General features: G+C 71.2%; 16 protein-coding genes and 1 pseudogene. 11 read left to right on the top strand and 6 right to left on the bottom strand.

Annotated features, from left to right (window positions below):
• The first annotated feature begins 55 nt into the window (after window positions 1-55).
• From ACQ86M_RS10520 to nagB, 8 genes and pseudogenes are all read left to right on the top strand, one after another.
• On the top strand, window positions 56-1,405 hold the full coding sequence (locus tag ACQ86M_RS10520) for an extracellular solute-binding protein (protein WP_431218647.1): 1,350 nt from the start codon (window positions 56-58) through the stop codon (window positions 1,403-1,405).
• 82 nt (window positions 1,406-1,487) lie between these two features.
• A complete protein-coding gene (locus tag ACQ86M_RS10515; RefSeq protein WP_431218646.1) occupies window positions 1,488-2,444 on the top strand; it encodes a carbohydrate ABC transporter permease in 957 nt (318 codons plus the stop codon).
• On the top strand, window positions 2,441-3,283 hold the full coding sequence (locus tag ACQ86M_RS10510) for a carbohydrate ABC transporter permease (protein WP_431218645.1): 843 nt from the start codon (window positions 2,441-2,443) through the stop codon (window positions 3,281-3,283). Before ACQ86M_RS10515 ends, ACQ86M_RS10510 begins: the two co-directional genes overlap by 4 nt.
• Window positions 3,280-3,663, top strand: a complete 384-nt coding sequence (locus ACQ86M_RS10505) for a hypothetical protein (RefSeq protein ID WP_431245403.1) — start codon at window positions 3,280-3,282, stop codon at window positions 3,661-3,663. The genes ACQ86M_RS10510 and ACQ86M_RS10505 overlap by 4 nt, the downstream gene beginning before the upstream one ends.
• Window positions 3,660-4,223: pseudogene (locus ACQ86M_RS10500) on the top strand (glycoside hydrolase family 3 N-terminal domain-containing protein); the annotation flags it as partial. The gene ACQ86M_RS10505 and the pseudogene ACQ86M_RS10500, both read left to right, overlap by 4 nt.
• A gap of 227 nt (window positions 4,224-4,450) precedes the next feature.
• Window positions 4,451-4,903, top strand: coding sequence for a hypothetical protein (locus tag ACQ86M_RS10495; protein WP_431245402.1), 453 nt, complete (start codon window positions 4,451-4,453; stop codon window positions 4,901-4,903).
• Window positions 4,900-5,796: an ROK family protein gene (locus ACQ86M_RS10490; RefSeq protein ID WP_431245401.1), complete on the top strand. Its 897-nt coding sequence runs from the start codon at window positions 4,900-4,902 to the stop codon at window positions 5,794-5,796. Before ACQ86M_RS10495 ends, ACQ86M_RS10490 begins: the two co-directional genes overlap by 4 nt.
• Entirely contained in the window at window positions 5,796-6,581 is a 786-nt protein-coding gene (gene nagB / locus ACQ86M_RS10485) for a glucosamine-6-phosphate deaminase (RefSeq protein WP_431245400.1), read from the top strand. The genes ACQ86M_RS10490 and nagB overlap by 1 nt, the downstream gene beginning before the upstream one ends.
• Before the next feature lie 91 nt (window positions 6,582-6,672).
• Here the strand turns inward: nagB and nagA (ACQ86M_RS10480) are convergent, their stop codons facing one another.
• The 3 genes from nagA (ACQ86M_RS10480) to purU are packed head-to-tail and all read right to left on the bottom strand — an operon-like array spanning window position 6,673 to window position 9,098.
• Entirely contained in the window at window positions 6,673-7,836 is a 1,164-nt protein-coding gene (gene nagA, locus ACQ86M_RS10480) for an N-acetylglucosamine-6-phosphate deacetylase (protein WP_431245399.1), read from the bottom strand.
• The gene (locus ACQ86M_RS10475) at window positions 7,833-8,195 is read right to left on the bottom strand and encodes a YrdB family protein (protein WP_431218642.1); all 363 of its coding nucleotides are present in this window, start codon (window positions 8,193-8,195) and stop codon (window positions 7,833-7,835) included. Before ACQ86M_RS10475 ends, nagA (ACQ86M_RS10480) begins: the two co-directional genes overlap by 4 nt.
• A gap of 24 nt (window positions 8,196-8,219) precedes the next feature.
• Window positions 8,220-9,098, bottom strand: a complete 879-nt coding sequence (purU, locus tag ACQ86M_RS10470; protein ID WP_431245398.1) for a formyltetrahydrofolate deformylase — start codon at window positions 9,096-9,098, stop codon at window positions 8,220-8,222.
• Between the two features lie 82 nt (window positions 9,099-9,180).
• Between purU and ACQ86M_RS10465 the strand changes: the two genes are divergently transcribed.
• The 3 genes from ACQ86M_RS10465 (at window position 9,181) to ACQ86M_RS10455 (ending at window position 12,554) form a co-directional block, all read left to right on the top strand.
• Complete coding sequence (locus ACQ86M_RS10465) at window positions 9,181-10,647, top strand: purine-cytosine permease family protein (protein ID WP_431245397.1); 1,467 nt, start codon at window positions 9,181-9,183, stop codon at window positions 10,645-10,647.
• Window positions 10,644-11,192 (top strand): cysteine hydrolase family protein, encoded by a 549-nt coding sequence (locus ACQ86M_RS10460; RefSeq protein ID WP_431245396.1) that lies wholly within the window; start codon window positions 10,644-10,646, stop codon window positions 11,190-11,192. The genes ACQ86M_RS10465 and ACQ86M_RS10460 overlap by 4 nt, the downstream gene beginning before the upstream one ends.
• Before the next feature lie 141 nt (window positions 11,193-11,333).
• Window positions 11,334-12,554, top strand: a complete 1,221-nt coding sequence (locus ACQ86M_RS10455; RefSeq protein WP_431245395.1) for an MFS transporter — start codon at window positions 11,334-11,336, stop codon at window positions 12,552-12,554.
• 6 nt (window positions 12,555-12,560) lie between these two features.
• On the opposite strand, the gene nagA (ACQ86M_RS10450) is transcribed toward ACQ86M_RS10455, so the two are convergent.
• Genes nagA (ACQ86M_RS10450) through ACQ86M_RS10440 form a run of 3 tightly spaced genes read right to left on the bottom strand, consistent with a single transcriptional unit; the run spans window position 12,561 to window position 15,354 of the window.
• On the bottom strand, window positions 12,561-13,709 hold the full coding sequence (gene nagA, locus ACQ86M_RS10450; RefSeq protein WP_431245394.1) for an N-acetylglucosamine-6-phosphate deacetylase: 1,149 nt from the start codon (window positions 13,707-13,709) through the stop codon (window positions 12,561-12,563).
• Entirely contained in the window at window positions 13,706-14,491 is a 786-nt protein-coding gene (locus ACQ86M_RS10445) for a DeoR/GlpR family DNA-binding transcription regulator (RefSeq protein ID WP_431218637.1), read from the bottom strand. The genes nagA (ACQ86M_RS10450) and ACQ86M_RS10445 overlap by 4 nt, the downstream gene beginning before the upstream one ends.
• Window positions 14,488-15,354 carry a class II fructose-bisphosphate aldolase gene (locus ACQ86M_RS10440; RefSeq protein WP_431245393.1) on the bottom strand — a complete coding sequence of 289 codons (867 nt, stop codon included), beginning with the start codon at window positions 15,352-15,354 and terminating at the stop codon, window positions 14,488-14,490. Before ACQ86M_RS10440 ends, ACQ86M_RS10445 begins: the two co-directional genes overlap by 4 nt.
• Window positions 15,355-15,370: the final 16 nt, after the last annotated feature.

Genomic DNA, 15,370 nt, shown 5'->3' with positions numbered 1-15,370 from the left:
CGACGGTGTGCTGCACCCGCACACACTGACTGACCACCCAAGAAAGGAACCAGCAATGAAGAGAAAGCTCGTCGGCCTCGCCGCTGTGGCTACGGCTTCCGCTCTCGTGCTCGCCGGATGCGCGTCGGGAGGCACCTCGAGCGGAGCCAGCACCGATGGCAAGGGCAAGACGGTCACCCTGTGGCTCGTCGGCTCCGACACGCCGGATGCGCTCCGCACCTATCTCAAGACGGAGTTCACCAAGGAGACGGGCGCGACGCTCAAGATCGAGCAGCAGGACTGGGGCGACATCGTCACCAAGCTCACCACCGCCCTGCCGGACGCCAACAACACGCCGGATGTCACCGAGATGGGCAACACCCAGTCGCCGACGTTCACCAACGTGGGCGCCTTCCTCGACATCTCCGACATGTACAAGCAGCTCGGCGGGAGCGACCTGCTCCAGTCGTTCGTCGACGCGGGCAAGGTCGACGGCAAGAACTACACGCTGCCGTACTACTTCGGCTCGCGCTACATGTTCTACCGGAAGGACGTCTACCAGGCGGCCGGCGTGAGCGTGCCCACCACGCTCGACCAGTTCAACACCTCCGTCGCCGACATCACGGCGAAGAACCCGAAGGGCATCGCCAACTTCTCGGGCTTCTTCCTCGGCGGTCAGGACTGGCGCGACGGCATCTCCTGGATCTTCGCCAACGGCGGGGACATCGCCAAGAAGGACGGCTCGAAGTGGAAGGCCACCCTGGAGTCGGAGAACTCGCTGAAGGGCCTCCAGCAGCTCCAGGACCTGTACAAGAACGCATCCAAGGCGCCGAACGACGCCAAGGACTCGAACCAGTACATCTACCTGAACGACACCGACCAGACCCTGGACGCGAACGGCAACAAGACGGGGGACATCTCCCTCGCCGCGGCGACGATCATGGCTCCCGGATGGGCGCACTGGTCGATCGGCGACCTGTCGCAGAAGGACGGCAAGCCGGTCCGCACCTGGAACGACGCCACCTTCGGCACCTACGTCCTGCCGGGTAACGACGGCAAGCCGGCTCCGGTGTTCGCCGGCGGCTCCAACATCGGCATCTCGGCGAAGACCAAGGAGCCGGGGCTGTCGAAGACGCTCCTGAAGATCATCTTCTCGAAGGAGTACCAGGAGATGCTCGGCAAGAACGGCCTCGGCCCTGCCAACGCGAAGTACACCTCGTCGCTGGGCGACGACCAGTTCGCGAAGGCGCTCATCGAGTCGGCGTCGAACTCCAAGCTGACCCCGGCCGCTCCCGGCTGGGCGTCGGTGGAGGCGGGCAACGTGATGGAGGAGTTCTTCTCCAAGATCCGTGACGCGTCCGACCTCAAGGCGCTCGCGCAGGAGTACGACAAGAAGATCGACGCCCTGCTCAACGTCAAGAGCTAGGCGCCGATCGAACAGCGGGATGCGGCACGCCGTCCGGCGCGACCGGCGTGCTGCATCCCCTGACCCCGACAAGGAGACGTCCGTGACCGCCACCGAGGACACCCGCCTCATCCTGCCCGCGGCCCCGCCGCCGGCCCGGGACCAGCCCCGCCGCCGCCGCGGACGGATCACCCCGTACGCGCTGCTGCTGCCCGCGATCGTCATCCTGCTCGTCGCGCTGGGCTACCCGGTCGTCTGGCAGCTGATCACCTCGCTGCAGCACTTCGGCCTCGCCCAGCAGTTCGGCAAGCCGGCCGACTTCGTCTGGTTCGAGAACTACATCACTCTTTTCGCCGACGGCTACACCTGGGTGGTCGTCGCGCGCTCCATCGCCTTCTGCCTGGTCACCGCGTTCGTGACCGTTGTCATCGGCGTCGGGATGGCGCTGCTCATGAACGCGGTGAACCGCGCCGTGCGCATCATCCTGCAGATCTCGCTGCTGCTCGCCTGGGCGATGCCCGTCGTCGCGGCGATGACCGTCTGGAACTGGCTGTTCGACTGGCGCCGCGGCGTCGTCAACTACGTGCTGACGTCGTGGGGTCTCGACTTCCAGGACCACAACTGGCTGCAGAACCCGCTCTCGTTCTTCTTCGTCGCGATGGTGATCGTCACGTGGATGAGCGTCCCCTTCGTCGCGTTCTCCGTCTACGCCGGGCTCACCCAGGTCTCCACGGAGGTCGTCGAGGCCGCGCAGATGGACGGCGCGCGGGGATGGCAGCGGCTGCGGTACATCATCCTGCCGATCATCCGGCCGGTGCTCGGCATCGTGCTGCTGCTCCAGATCATCTGGGACCTGCGCGTGTTCGCGCAGATCAAGCTGCTGCAGGACAAGGGCTCCATCGCCAGCGAGACCAACCTGCTCGGCACCTACATCTACCAGCTCGGCGTCGGCTCGAGCGACTTCGCGATGGCCTCAGCCGTCAGCGTCTTCGTGCTCGTGCTCACCGTCGCCCTCAGCTGGTTCTATGTGCGCCACCTTCTCAAGGAGGACGAATCGTGACCCGCCGCATCCGCCCATCCCGCATCCTGCTCGGGGCACTCGGGATCGTGCTCGCGCTGATCTGGGTGTTCCCCGTCTACTGGATGGTGAACTCGTCGCTGCTGCCGAACGTCATCCTGCAGAACACCACGCCCACCTGGCTGCCCTTCGGCGGCTCGTTCGACAACTTCATGGCCGTCGTGCAAGGCGGCACGTTCTTCCCGGCGCTCGGGATGAGCGTGGCCGTCGCGCTCATCACGGTCGTGTGCTGCCTCGCCTTCGCGTTCCTGGCGGCTCTGGCGATCAGCCGGTTCCGCTTCCGGGGGCGGCGGTCGTTCGTGCTCGCGGTGCTGCTCATCCAGATGCTGCCGGCGGAGGGGCTGTTCATCGCGCAGTACAAGCTGATGGGCACGCTCGGCCTGCTGAACACGGTGGTCGGCGTCAGCATCCTGTACATCGCGGCCGTCGTGCCGTTCACGATCTGGATGCTGCGCGGCTTCGTCGCCGGCATCCCCGCCGACCTCGAAGAGGCGGCCATGGTGGACGGGCTCAGCCGCACGCAGGCGTTCCTGCGCATCACCTTCCCGCTGCTCGCACCGGGGCTCGTCGCGTCGGGTGTGTACGCGTTCCTGCAGGCGTGGAACGAGTTCACCGTCGCGCTCGTCATCCTGCCGCAGTCGAGCAGCGCGACCCTGCCGCTGTGGCTGCGCGGTTTCGTGCAGCAGTCCGCCTCCCGCGCCACCGACTGGGGGCAGGTGATGGCCGCCTCGACGCTGGTCGCGGTGCCGGTGATCATCTTCTTCCTCATCGTGCAGGGGCGGATGACGAGCGGGCTCGTCAGCGGGGCGGTGAAGGGGTGAGCGGCGCGTCCGTCGCCGACACCGCCCTGACCGACCCGGAGCTGCGCCGCAGCATCGCGGCGACGCTGCTCCCGGGCTTCGTCGGGACGACGCTGCCGTCGTGGCTGGAGGAGCGGCTGCGCGCCGGCCTCGGCGGCGTGTGCCTGTTCGGGCAGAACATCGCCTCGGCGGCGCAGCTGCGCGCGCTGACGGAGGCGATCTACGCCGCGAACCCGGATGCGATCGTCGCGATCGACGAGGAGGGCGGCGACGTCACGCGGCTGTACTACGAGAGCGGCTCGCCCTACCCGGGCAACGCCATTCTGGGCCGGCTCGGCGACGCCGGGTACACCGAGCGGGTCGCGCGCCGGGTGGGGAGGAGCTGCGCCGGGCGGGCGTGAACCTGGACTTCGCGCCGGACATCGACATCAACTCCAACCCGGACAACCCGGTCATCGGCGTGCGCAGCTTCGGCTCGTCGCCCGAGGTCGTGGCGGAGCACGGGGCGGCGTGGACGCGGGGGCTGCAGTCCGCGGGCGTCGCCGCGGCAGCGAAGCACTTCCCGGGCCACGGCGACACCGCCGCCGACTCGCACCTCGAGCTGCCGGTCGTCGACCTGTCGGCCGCGCAGCTGCGCGAGCGCGAGCTGGTGCCGTTCCGGGCCGTCGTCGCGGCGGGTGCGCGGGCGGTCATGACCTCGCACATCCTGCTCCCGCAGCTGGATGCCGCGCTGCCCGCGACGCTCAGCCCGGCGATCATCGGGGGGATGCTGCGCGGCGAGCTCGGCTTCGACGGGGTGGTCGTCAGCGACGCCCTGGACATGCACGGGGCCAGCGGCTCGCGGGGGATCCCGGAGGCGGCGGTGCTGGCGCTCGCCGCGGGCTGCGACCTGCTCTGCATCGGCACGGAGAACACCGACGGCCAGCTCGCCGAGATCGAGCACGCCATCGCGTCCGCCGTCGCCGCCGGCCGCATCGCGCCGGACCGTGTCGCCGACGCGTCCGCCCGCGTGCTCTCGCTCGCCCGCGACCTGCGCCCCGCCGCGGCGTCCGCCCCCGTCGCGCCCGCCCCCGTCGAGTCCGCCGCCGTCGAGTCCGCCGCCGTCGAGTCCGCGAAGTCTGACCCCACGGGCGGCGTGTCGCGTGCAAAGATCGCGGACTCGATGGAGGGGGAATCGCCGGGGAGGATGTGGCCGCGACGGGACGCGCGTTCGACGCGAGCGCGCACGCCCGGGAGTGGCTCGCGGCGAACGACGGACGGTACTCGGTCGTGCGGATCGACACCGTCGCCAACATCGCGGTCGGGAGCGCCCCGTGGGGACCGTTCGCCGAGGTGGAGGCCGACCCCGCGAGTCCGGCCGCGGCGGCGTTCGCGGCCAACCCGGCGGTCCTGTTCACCGAGGGCGACCATCCCGACCTCGTGCTCGCCGCCCAGTCGCCGGTGCTCGTCATCGGCAAGGACAACCACCGGCACGCCTTCGCGCGCGCGGCGATCGACCGCCTGCGCGCCGAGCGGGAGCGCGTGCTGGTCGTCGACATGGGGTGGCCCAGCGACGACCGCGCCTACGCCGACATCGCCACCTTCGGCGCCTCGCGGCTGGTCGGCCGGGCACTGCTCGAACTGCTCGGCGCCCGGTCGTGAGGCTCGGGATCGACATCGGCGGCACCAAGACCGACGCGGTCGCCGTCGACGAGGCAGGTGCGCTCGCGCAGCGCATCCGTCTCGTCACCGGGTTCGGCGACTCGGCCGTCGTCGAGACGGCGGTCGCGGCGGTGTCGCGGCTGGGGGAGCTCACCGGGCTCGCGCCGACCGGATTCCGGTCCATCGGGATCGGGGTGCCCGGGATGGTCGACACCGCCTCCGGGCATGTCGCCCACGCCGTCAACCTGGGCCTCGAGCGCCTGGAGCTCGGCGGGATGCTCGCCGGCCGCCTCGGAGTCGGCGTGCGCGTCGAGAACGACGTCAAGGCGGCCGCCCTGGGCGCGTACCACCTGCTCGGGCTGACCGGCACGATGGCGTTCCTGAACCTCGGCACCGGGATGGCGGCGGGAATCGTCGCCGACGGCCGGCTGTGGCGCGGCAGCAGCGGCATCGCCGGAGAGATCGGCCACCTGCCCGTCGACCCGCTCGGACCGGTCTGCGGATGCGGCCAGCGCGGCTGCCTCGAGACGGTGGCGAGCGGCTCCGGCGTCGCCCGGCAGTGGCCCACCGACGACCCGCTCCCGGTGCGCGCGGTGTTCCGCGCGGCCGCCGCGGGAGACCCCGGCGCGCGGGCGATCACGGCTAGGCTGGCTGCGGGCATCGCCGCAGCGGTGCGCGTCCTCGTGCTCACCGTCGACCCCGGCACCGTCGTGATCGGCGGCGGCCTGAGCCACCTGGGCCAGCGCCTCCTCGACGACGTCCACGGGGTGCTGCACGACTGGGAGCGCACGTCGCCGTTCCTGGCGTCGCTCGACCTGCCCGGGCGGGTGCGCCTCGTCCCCGAAGGAACCCCCGTCGCCGCGCTCGGTGCGGCACTCGTAGGAGAGAACTGATGGCCGAAATCGTCGTCGTCCGCGACCAGGACGCCGCGGGCGAGCTCGCCGCGCGCAGCATCCTGGACCTGATCTCCGTGAAGCCGGACACTGTCCTGGGCCTCGCGACCGGCAGCACGCCCCTGGCGGTCTACCGGGCGCTCGAGCGCGGGATCCGGGAGCGCGGTGTGGATGTGTCCCACGTCCGCGGCTACGCGCTCGACGAATACGTGGGCCTGCCGCCCGGGCACCCGGAGTCGTACCGCGCGGTCATCAGCCGCGAGGTGGTCGAGCCGCTGGGGCTGACGCCGTCGCTCATCCACGTGCCGAACGGGTCGCTCGACGGCATCGAGCACGCGGGCGCCGACTACGAGAAGGCGATCGCCGAATCGGGCGGCGTGGATGTGCAGATCCTCGGCATCGGCACGGACGGCCACATCGGGTTCAACGAGCCCGGCTCGTCCTTCGCGTCGATCACCCGCGTGAAGACGCTGACGGAGCAGACGCGGAAGGACAACGCGCGCTTCTTCGACTCGGAGGACGACGTGCCGATGCACTGCATCACCCAGGGCCTGTCGACCATCCTGAAGGCGCGGCACCTGATGCTGCTCGCGTTCGGCGAGGGCAAGGCGGAGGCGCTGGCCGGGGCGGTCGAGGGGCCGGTGTCCGCGTCGAACCCGGGCTCGGCGATCCAGTTGCACCCGCACGTCACGGTGCTGGTCGACGAGGCCGCCACATCCCGGCTGCGCAACATCGACTACTACCGGTACGCCTACGCCAACAAGCCCGCCTGGCAGACCCTCTAGGGTTCAGGCAGCAGCCAAGAGTTCCGGAGTTTTTCGACCTTTTCGGCGCGATCGGGTCGAAAAACTCCGGAATTCTTGGCTTTGGCGGAGCTCAGCCGGTGAGAACGGCGCCGTCGGCCATCACGGCGGTGACGCGCCACTCGTGGTCGAGCAGCACGGCGTCGGCGAGGTATCCGGTGTGCAGCCGGCCGAGGCGGTGGTCCTCGCCGAGCACGTGCGCCGGGGTGCGCGTGAGCGCGGTGACCGCGGCGACGGGGTCCACTCCGGCCCGCGTCACCGCGTTGCGGAGGGCCGCATCCTGCGTCAGCGTCGAGCCAGCGATGGTGTCGGTGCCGGACAGCACGGCAAGGCCGCCGTGGACCGTCACGTTGAGTCCGCCCAGGTGGTAGTCGCCGTCGGTCGCGCCGGCCGCCGCCATCGCGTCCGTGACCAGGGCGACGCGGCCGGGCGCCTCGCGGAACAGCAGCGCCGCGACGGACGGATGCACGTGCAGCCCGTCGAGGATCAGCTCCAGCGTGACCTCGGGCTCGTCGATCGCCGCCATGACCGGTCCGGGGGCGCGGTGGTGGATGCCCGGCATCGCGTTGAACGCGTGCGTCAGGAGGCGGGTGCCCACCTCGAACGCCCGCGCAGCCTGGGCGTAGTCCGCCGTGGTGTGGCCGACGCCGACGACCACGCCGGCCTCGCTCAGCACGCCGATCGCCTCGAGCGCGTTCGGCAGTTCGGGTGCGATGGTCGCGGTGCGGAGCGTGCCGCGTGCGGCCGCGATCAGCTGCTCCACCGCCTCCGGCTCCGGGTCGAGCAGGAAGCGCGCGTCGTGCGCCCCGCGCCGTTCGGGCGCGAGGAACGGGCCCTCGAGGTGCGAGCCGAGCACCAGGGGGTCCGTCGCCACGAGGTCGGCGACGACCGCGAGGCTCTGCCGGAGGTCGGGGAGCGGATTGGCGACGTGCGAGATCAGCGACCGCGTCGTGCCGTGGGCGCGGTGCGTCGCGAGCGCCGCCCGCATCTCATCCACCCCGTCGTCGTAAGGATGACCGCCTCCGCCGTGGCAGTGCAGGTCGATGAAGCCAGGGGTGAGCCAGTGTCCGTGGGCGTCGATGACCTGCGCGCCCCGGTCGCCGTCGTCGGCGGCCGCGCGCCATCCCGTCCCCGTGCCCGTCGCGGTGATGTGGGCGCCGTCGGCGACGAACCAGAAGTCGTCCACCAGCCCGTCGGCATCCAGCTTGCGGGCGCTGTGGACGACGAGGCGGCTCATGCGAACTCGCGCCGGCCGTTGATCACGCCGCTGATGGTCGCGACCACCGCGAACACGATCGCCACGACCGGCTGCCCGAGGTCCCACCAGGCGAAGGCCGCCGACCCGAACACCACGACCTCGACGACAGCCTTCACGAACGGATCGACGTGAAGCACCGCCCGCGGGGAGCGGAACAGCGCCCAGAGCAGGATCGCGATGACGGGGGCGCCGATGCCGACGAGGATGTTCCACGGCAGCGGCCAGGCCAGGAAGCCCCAGAGGGCGAGCGAGACGATGGCGAACAGCTCGAGGACGAACCGGAGCACGTCGTTGACGCCCACCTTGACGGGCGCGTGCTGTTCGGGTGCGGAACTCACCCGAGAAGTCTAGCTTCCCGCCGGTCAGCGGAAGATGATCGTCCGGGCGCCGTCGAGCAGCACGCGGTCCTCGGCGAACCACTTCACCGCCTGGGTGAGGGTGCGGCTCTCCTCGTCCTGCCCGATCGCCACCAGCTCCTGGACCGTCTGCGTGTGGTCGACCCGCACGACGTTCTGCTCGATGATCGGCCCTTCGTCGAGGTCGCTCGTCACGAAGTGCGCCGTCGCGCCGATCAGCTTCACGCCGCGGGCGTGCGCCTGCCGGTACGGGTTGGCGCCCTTGAACCCGGGCAGGAAGGAGTGGTGGATGTTGATGGCGCGGCCGGCGAGCTGCTCGCACAGCTCCGGCGACAGGATCTGCATGTAGCGCGCGAGCACGACGAGCTCGATGTCGTGCTCCTCGACCGCCTCCAGGATGCGCGCCTCGAAGGCCGCCTTCGACGCCGCGTCGGTCACGGGTCGCGACTCGAACGGCACGCCGTAGAACCCGGCCAGGTCGCCGAGGGTCTCGTGGTTGCTGAGCACGAGCGGGATCTCGACAGGCAGCTGCCCGGCGCGCTGGCGGAACAGCAGGTCGTTGAGGCAGTGCGCGGCCTTCGACACCAGCACCAGGGTGCGCAGCGGCCGGCCGACGTTGTCGACGCGGTGCGTCATCCCGAACCGCTCGACGACGGGTGCGAGCGCCTGCTCGAACTCGCCGCGCCCGGCCTCCGACTCCACCTGCAGCCGCATGAAGAAGCGCCCGGTGTCGGTGCTCGCGAACTGCTGGCTCTCGGTGATGTTGCCCCGCGCGGCGACGATCGCGCCGCTCACCGCGTGCACGATCCCGGGTCGGTCGGCGCAGCTGAAGGTGAGCACCCAGTGGTTGGAGCCGGCGGGGTTGGAGGCGGAGGAGTCGGTCACCCGACAAGGCTAGCGGCGTGGCGGGGCGGCCAGCCGCGCGAGGCGAGTTGACGCGCGGGGCGGGGTGCACCACGATCGGTGCATGACCAGCACCGGTGAGGATGCGCCCGACACCCGTACAGGCGCAGCATCCGCCTTCAATGTGGAGCTGAACGGGCTCAACACGATCCACGAGGACGAGCGCAAGGGCCGCCCGCGCGATCTGTTCTGGCCGTGGTTCGGCGCGAACGTCTCCGTGTTCGGGCTCAGCTACGGCTCCTTCCTGCTCGGCTTCGGCATCTCGTTCTGGCAGGCGACCATCATCGGCGTCGTGGGGATCGTCGCGTCGTTCCTGCTGTGCGGGGTCATCGCCCTCGCCGGCAAGCGCGGCTCCGCCCCGACCATGGTGCTGAGCCGCGCGGTGTTCGGCGTCGAGGGCAACCGGGTCCCGTCGTTCCTCTCCTGGCTGCTGACGGTCGGGTGGGAGACGGTGCTCGTCTCGCTGGCGGCGCTCGCGACCGCGACCGTGTTCCAGCAGCTCGGCTGGGAGGGCGGCGTCATCACGAAGCTCGTCGCGCTCATCGTGGTGGTCGCGCTGGTCATCGTCGGCGGCGTGATCGGGTTCAACCTGATCATGCGCATGCAGATGGTCATCACGATCGTGACCGGCGTGCTGACGGTGGTCTACATCCTGCTCGTGCTGAACCACATCGACCTGGGCGCCGTCGCCGCGCTGCCAGCGGGCGACGCGCCGCACGTCATCGGCGGCTTCGTCTTCATGCTCACCGGGTTCGGGCTCGGCTGGGTGAACGCCGCCGCCGACTATTCGCGCTACCTTCCGCGTTCCGCGCGGAGCGGCGGAGTGGTGGGATGGACGACGTTCGGCTCGTCGCTGGCGCCCGTCATCCTGCTGATCTTCGGCATCCTGCTGGCCGGCTCCTCGGCCAAGCTGAGCCAGGCGATCGCCGCCGACCCGATCGGCGCGCTGGCGTCCCTCCTGCCGACCTGGTTCCTCGTGCCGTTCGTCATCGTCGCGGTGCTCGGCCTCGTCGGCGGCGCGGTGCTCGACATCTACTCCTCGGGCCTGGCGCTCCTCAGCGTGGGCGTGCGCGTCCCCCGCTACGTCGCCGCGGCGATCGACGGCGTGATCATGACCGCAGGCGCCGTGTACGTCGTGTTCGTGGCGACCGATTTCATCGGCCCGTTCCAGGGCTTCCTGATCACGCTCGGTGTGCCGATCGCCGCGTGGTGCGGCATCTTCGTCGCCGACATCCAGCTCCGTCGGCGCGACTACGCCGAGGCCGAGCTGTACGACCGGCGCGGGCGCTACGGCGCGATCCGCTGGGTCCCCATCGCGCTCATCGTGGTCGGCACGGTCATCGGCTGGGGGCTCGTCACGAACACCTACGCCGACTGGCTGAGCTGGCAGGGCTACCTCCTCGGCCCGATCGGCGGCAAGCAGGGCGACTGGGCGTTCGCCAACCTGGGCGTGCTCGTCGCCCTGGTGATCGGCTACGTCGGCACTCTGCTGTTCTCGCGCAACGCGGTGCGGCGCCAGGAGGAGCGGTGACCGCGCCGACCCTGGTCGTCGTCGACATGCAGCAGGTCTTCGGCAACCCCGCGAGCGAATGGTTCACGCCGAAGTTCGCCGAGGCGGAGGCGGTGATCGCGAGTCTGGTGCCCGCGTTCGGCGACCGCGTCGTCTTCACCCGCTTCGTCGCGCCCGAACGGCCGGAGGGCGCCTGGGTCCCGTACTACGAGCAGTGGCCCTTCGCGCTGGTTCCCGCCGACGACCCGATCTACGACCTCGTCCTCGCCTTCCGCGACACCGGCCACCCGGTGGTCACCGAGCCGACGTTCGGCAAGTGGGGCGACGACTTGCGCGCGGCGCTGCGGGGGTCTCAGGATGTGGTGCTCGCGGGGGTCTCGACGGACTGCTGCGTGCTGAGCACCGCCCTCGGAGCGGCGGACGCCGGCGTTCGCATCCGCGTGGTGGCGGACGGCTGCGCCGGTCTCTCGGAGGCGGATCACCAGCGCGCGCTCGACGCCATGGCGCTGTACGCACCGCTCATCGAGATCACGGACAGCGCTTCCGTCCTGGCAGACCTCCGGTAGAATCGTCCGTGGTCGGCGGTTCCCGCTCGGCCCTGGGCGCGCACATGGGCGCGTAGTCGACCCGCCATCTCCCCTCCCCGCGTCCGCCGGGAGTGTCCGAATCGGAATGGCCGGGGAACGCCGTCCGCTGGACAGATCCCTATGACTGCCACTTCGACGACTCCGGTGCGCGCTGCACCGAGATTCCCGTGGACGGGGCTCATCGCCCTGGCCGCCGCCACCTTCCTCTCGGTCACCAGCGAGATGATCCCGACCGGGCTGCTCCCTGATATGAGTGCATCGCTCGGGGTCAGCGAGGCCCAGATCGGCCTTCTGGTGACCGTGTTCGCGTTCACGGTCGTGGTCACCAGCACGCCGCTCACCGCGCTGACCCGCCGCTGGCCCCGGCACGGGCTGCTGATCGGCATCCTGGTGGTGCTCGGCATCTCGAATGGTCTGACGGCGATCGCGCCGAGCTACGAGTTCGTCGTCGGCTCGCGCATCCTGGGCGGCGTCGCGCACGGCATGTTCTGGTCGATCGTCGGCGCGTACGCCGGTCACCTCGTCCCGAAGGAGCAGATCGGCCGCGCGGTGTCGATCACGCTCGGCGGCGGCACGCTCGCCTTCGTGCTGGGGGTCCCGCTCGGCACGTTCGCCGGGCACCTGTTCGGCTGGCGGCTGTCCTTCGGCATCCTGGCCGGTCTGATGGTGGTCGGGGCGCTGGTGATCTGGCGGTTCCTGCCCGCGGTGGAGCGGGAGGAGGACGGCGCGCGCCGTCGCCACCGTGACCGCAGCGTCCCGAAGCCGCGCGACCGCACCGTCCCGGCCGTCGTCATGGTGTGCCTGATCGCGGCGGTGACCATGATCGGCCACTACGCGTTCTACACGTTCGTCGTGCCGTTCCTGACCGGGCCGATGGGCATCCCGGCGGCCAACGTCGGCGGGCTGCTCTTCGTCTACGGCATCGCCGGCGCGGGCGGTCTGCTGCTCGCCGGCTCCGTGTTCGGGCCCCGGCCGCAACTGGGGCTGATCCTCGCCCTCGTGGTGACCGGTGTGGCGGTGGCGGCGCTCGCGCTCGTCGCAGCCCAGCCCGTCCTGGCCCTGATCGCGTTCCTGCTGTGGGGGCTGGCCTTCGGCGCTCTGCCGCCGCTGCTGCAGACCCGGATGCTGCACACCTCGTCGGCGGGCTTCCGCGACACCGCCAGCGCGCTCTACACGACCTCGTTCAACGTCGGAATCGGCGGCGGAGCGCTGGTCGGTTCGCTGATCTTCGACGCCGGCGGACTGATGCTCCTGCCGTGGTGCTACGTCGGCCTGCTGGCCGTATCGGTGGTGCTGGTGATCGTCGTGGGCCGCATGACGCGGGAGCGCATCCCCGCCTGACGGCGATCAGGCGACGACTGCGCCGTCGCGGAAGACGCGGCGGACGGTGAACGACTCGTCGAGCAGCACGGCGTCGGCGGCATAGCCGGGTCGCAGCCGGCCGAGGTCGTCGCCGCGCCCGATCGCGGCGGCGGGCGTCTCGGTGACCGCGCGCACCGCCTCCGCGACGGGGATGCCCACCTCCTGAACGGCCCGGCGCAGCGCGACGTCGAGCGTCAGCGTGGACCCCGCGATCGAACCGCCACCGGCGAGCCGGGCGACGCCGTCGCGCACCTCCACCTCGAGCGAGCCGAGCAGGTAGTCGCCGTCGGCGGAGCCCGCGGCCGCCATCGCGTCGGTGACCAGCGCCATGCGCCCCGGCGCGGACGCGAACGCGATCCGCACGACCTCCGGGTGCACGTGCACGCCGTCGTTGACGATCTCGAGCGTGACGCCGGGCGTCCGCGCCGCGGCGGCGACCGGCCCGGGCGCGCGGTGGTGCAGCCCCGGCATCGCATTGAACGCGTGGGTGAGGATGCTCGCCCCGGCGTCGAAGGCCGCCAGCGCCTGGTCGTAACCGGCGCCGGTGTGCCCGACCGCGACGGCGACCCCGGCGCCGGCGAACGCGCGCACCGCGTCCATCCCGCCGGGAAGCTCCGGGGCGATCGTGATCTGCCGCAGCGTGCCGCCGGCCGCCGTGAGCAGGAGATCGATATCGGCCGGGGTGGCGGACCGCAGCAGCGACGGCTCGTGCGCGCCCTTGTGCCCGACGTCGAGGAACGGGCCCTCGAGATGCGATCCCAGGATGCGCTTGTCGGCCGCCATGAGACCGCCGACGGCGCGGAGGCGATCGGCCAGAACCTCCACCGGTGCGGTGACGAGCGAGAGGACGGCCCGCGTGGTCCCGTGCCGCTGGTGCAGGTCGAGCCCGCGCGCGATCGCCTCGCCGCCGTCGTCGAAGCTCGCACCGCCTCCACCGTGCACGTGGATGTCGACGAAGCCGGGCGTCAGCCACCCGCCGCGCGCATCCGTCGTGTCCATCCCGGGCTCCGAGCGCCACGACGCCCCGGTGCCGACCGCCGCGACGACGCCGCCCTCGAAGCGCACCCAGCCGTCGTCGACGACGGTCCCGCCGTCGACCAGCCGCGCCGAGTGGATGAGGTGCCCGCCGCTCACGCGACGATCACCTCGAAGCCCGCATCCTCGAACGCGGAGCGCTGGTCCGCGGTGATGCCGTCGTCCGTGATGATGGTGGTCAGCAGCCTCGGGCCGCCGAGGGTGGCGAACGCCTTCCGGCCGATCTTCGACGAGTCGGTCACGACGACAGCGCGGGTGGCACGGCGCGCCATCAGCGAGTTGACGCTCGCCTCGCCCTCGTCGTGCACCGTCGCCCCGACCAGCGGGTCGATCCCGTTCACGCCGATGAAGGCGATGTCCATGGTGATCTTCTCGAGCACGACGTCGCTGTACGGCCCGACCAGCTCGTAGGAGCGGGCGTGCACGACGCCTCCGGTCATGACGGTCTTGATCTGCGGGCGCATCACCAGTTGCGCCGCGATGTTGATCGCGTTGGTGACGACGGTGAGGCTGGGATGCGGCGACGGCTCCATCAGGTCGGGCCGCGAGCCGAGCACCGTCGCGACGGCGGTGCTGGTCGTGCCGCCGCACAGGCCCACCACGGCGCCGCGCGGCACCAGGGCGCTCGCCGCCTGCGCGATCCGCAGCTTCTCGGGCGCGTGCTGCTCGCGCTTGTAGCGGATGGGCAGGTCGTAGGCGACGGACTGCCCGATGGCGCCGCCGCGCGTGCGCGTCAGCAGCTGCTGCGACGCCAGCGCGTCGAGGTCGCGGCGCGCGGTGGCGGCCGAGACGTCGAGCTTCGCGACGATGTCGTCCACCTCGACCTGCCCGGCCTCCGCCAGGAGGTCGAGGACCGCATTGAGCCGTTCCGCTCTGTTCATCGCTGTGCCGTCTCCGTTCCGCCCGCCCGGTCCATGTCGAACAGGGTCATCAGGCGCGCCGCCTCCGCCGACACCGCGGCCCGTCCCTCCCGCACGTACTTCCGCGGGTCCACCGCCTCCGGATGCGCGGAGAGGTACGCGCGGATCGCATCGGTGAAGAACCGGTTGAGGTGGGTGGAGACGTTGACCTTGGTGATCCCGGCGCGGATCGCCTGCACGATCGTCTCATCCGCCACCCCGCTCGACCCGTGCAGGACGAGCGGAACCGGCACGGCGTGTCGCAGCTGCGCGATGAGCTCCAGGTCGAGGGACGCCGTGCGCTCGGTCATCGCGTGCGAGCTGCCGACGGCGACCGCCAGTGCGTCGACGCCGGTCTCGTCGACGAAGCGCCGGGCCTCGGCGGGATCGGTGCGGACCCCGGGCGCGTGCGCGCCGTCCTTGCCGCCGATCTCGCCGAGCTCCGCCTCCACCAGCACGTCGTTCGCGTGGGCGTGCTCGACGACGCGGACGGTCGCGGCGACGTTGTGCTCGTAGTCGAGGGTGGATCCGTCGAACATCACCGAGCCGAAGCCCGCCTCCACCGCGCGCCGGGCCAGCCGCTCGTCCTCAGCGTGGTCGAGGTGCACGGCGACGTGCGCGGACGACTCGCGGGCGAGGGCGAGCGTCGCCGCGGCGATCGGCTCGAGGGAGCCGTGGTAGGCGACGCAGTTCTCCGAGATCTGCAGGATGACGGGCAGGCCGGTCCGCTCGGCCGCGTCCACCAGAGCCTCGGCGGTCTCGAGCTGGATGACGTTGAACGCGGCGAGGCCGGTGCGGCGCGCCGCCGCGGCGTGCAGCAGGTCGGCGGTGGGGATGAGGGGCATGGCGGCTCCGGGCGGG

This window comes from Leifsonia xyli subsp. cynodontis, from assembly GCF_050632205.1.
In the GTDB taxonomy this organism is placed as follows: domain Bacteria; phylum Actinomycetota; class Actinomycetes; order Actinomycetales; family Microbacteriaceae; genus Leifsonia; species Leifsonia xyli_D.
Note: the sequence above shows the minus strand (reverse complement) of the source record. Positions and strands in the feature narration are given on the sequence as shown.

Bases quoted from the DNA above. Each gene is read 5' to 3' on its own strand.
- ACQ86M_RS10520 (WP_431218647.1), top strand. From the start codon at position 56: ATGAAGAGAAAGCTCGTCGGCCTCGCCGCTGTGGCTACGGCTTCCGCT.
- nagB (WP_431245400.1), top strand. From the start codon at position 5,796: ATGGCCGAAATCGTCGTCGTCCGCGACCAGGACGCCGCGGGCGAGCTC.
- nagA (WP_431245399.1), bottom strand. From the start codon at position 7,836: ATGAGCCGCCTCGTCGTCCACAGCGCCCGCAAGCTGGATGCCGACGGG.
- ACQ86M_RS10465 (WP_431245397.1), top strand. From the start codon at position 9,181: ATGACCAGCACCGGTGAGGATGCGCCCGACACCCGTACAGGCGCAGCA.
- ACQ86M_RS10455 (WP_431245395.1), top strand. From the start codon at position 11,334: ATGACTGCCACTTCGACGACTCCGGTGCGCGCTGCACCGAGATTCCCG.
- ACQ86M_RS10445 (WP_431218637.1), bottom strand. From the start codon at position 14,491: ATGAACAGAGCGGAACGGCTCAATGCGGTCCTCGACCTCCTGGCGGAG.
- ACQ86M_RS10440 (WP_431245393.1), bottom strand. From the start codon at position 15,354: ATGCCCCTCATCCCCACCGCCGACCTGCTGCACGCCGCGGCGGCGCGC.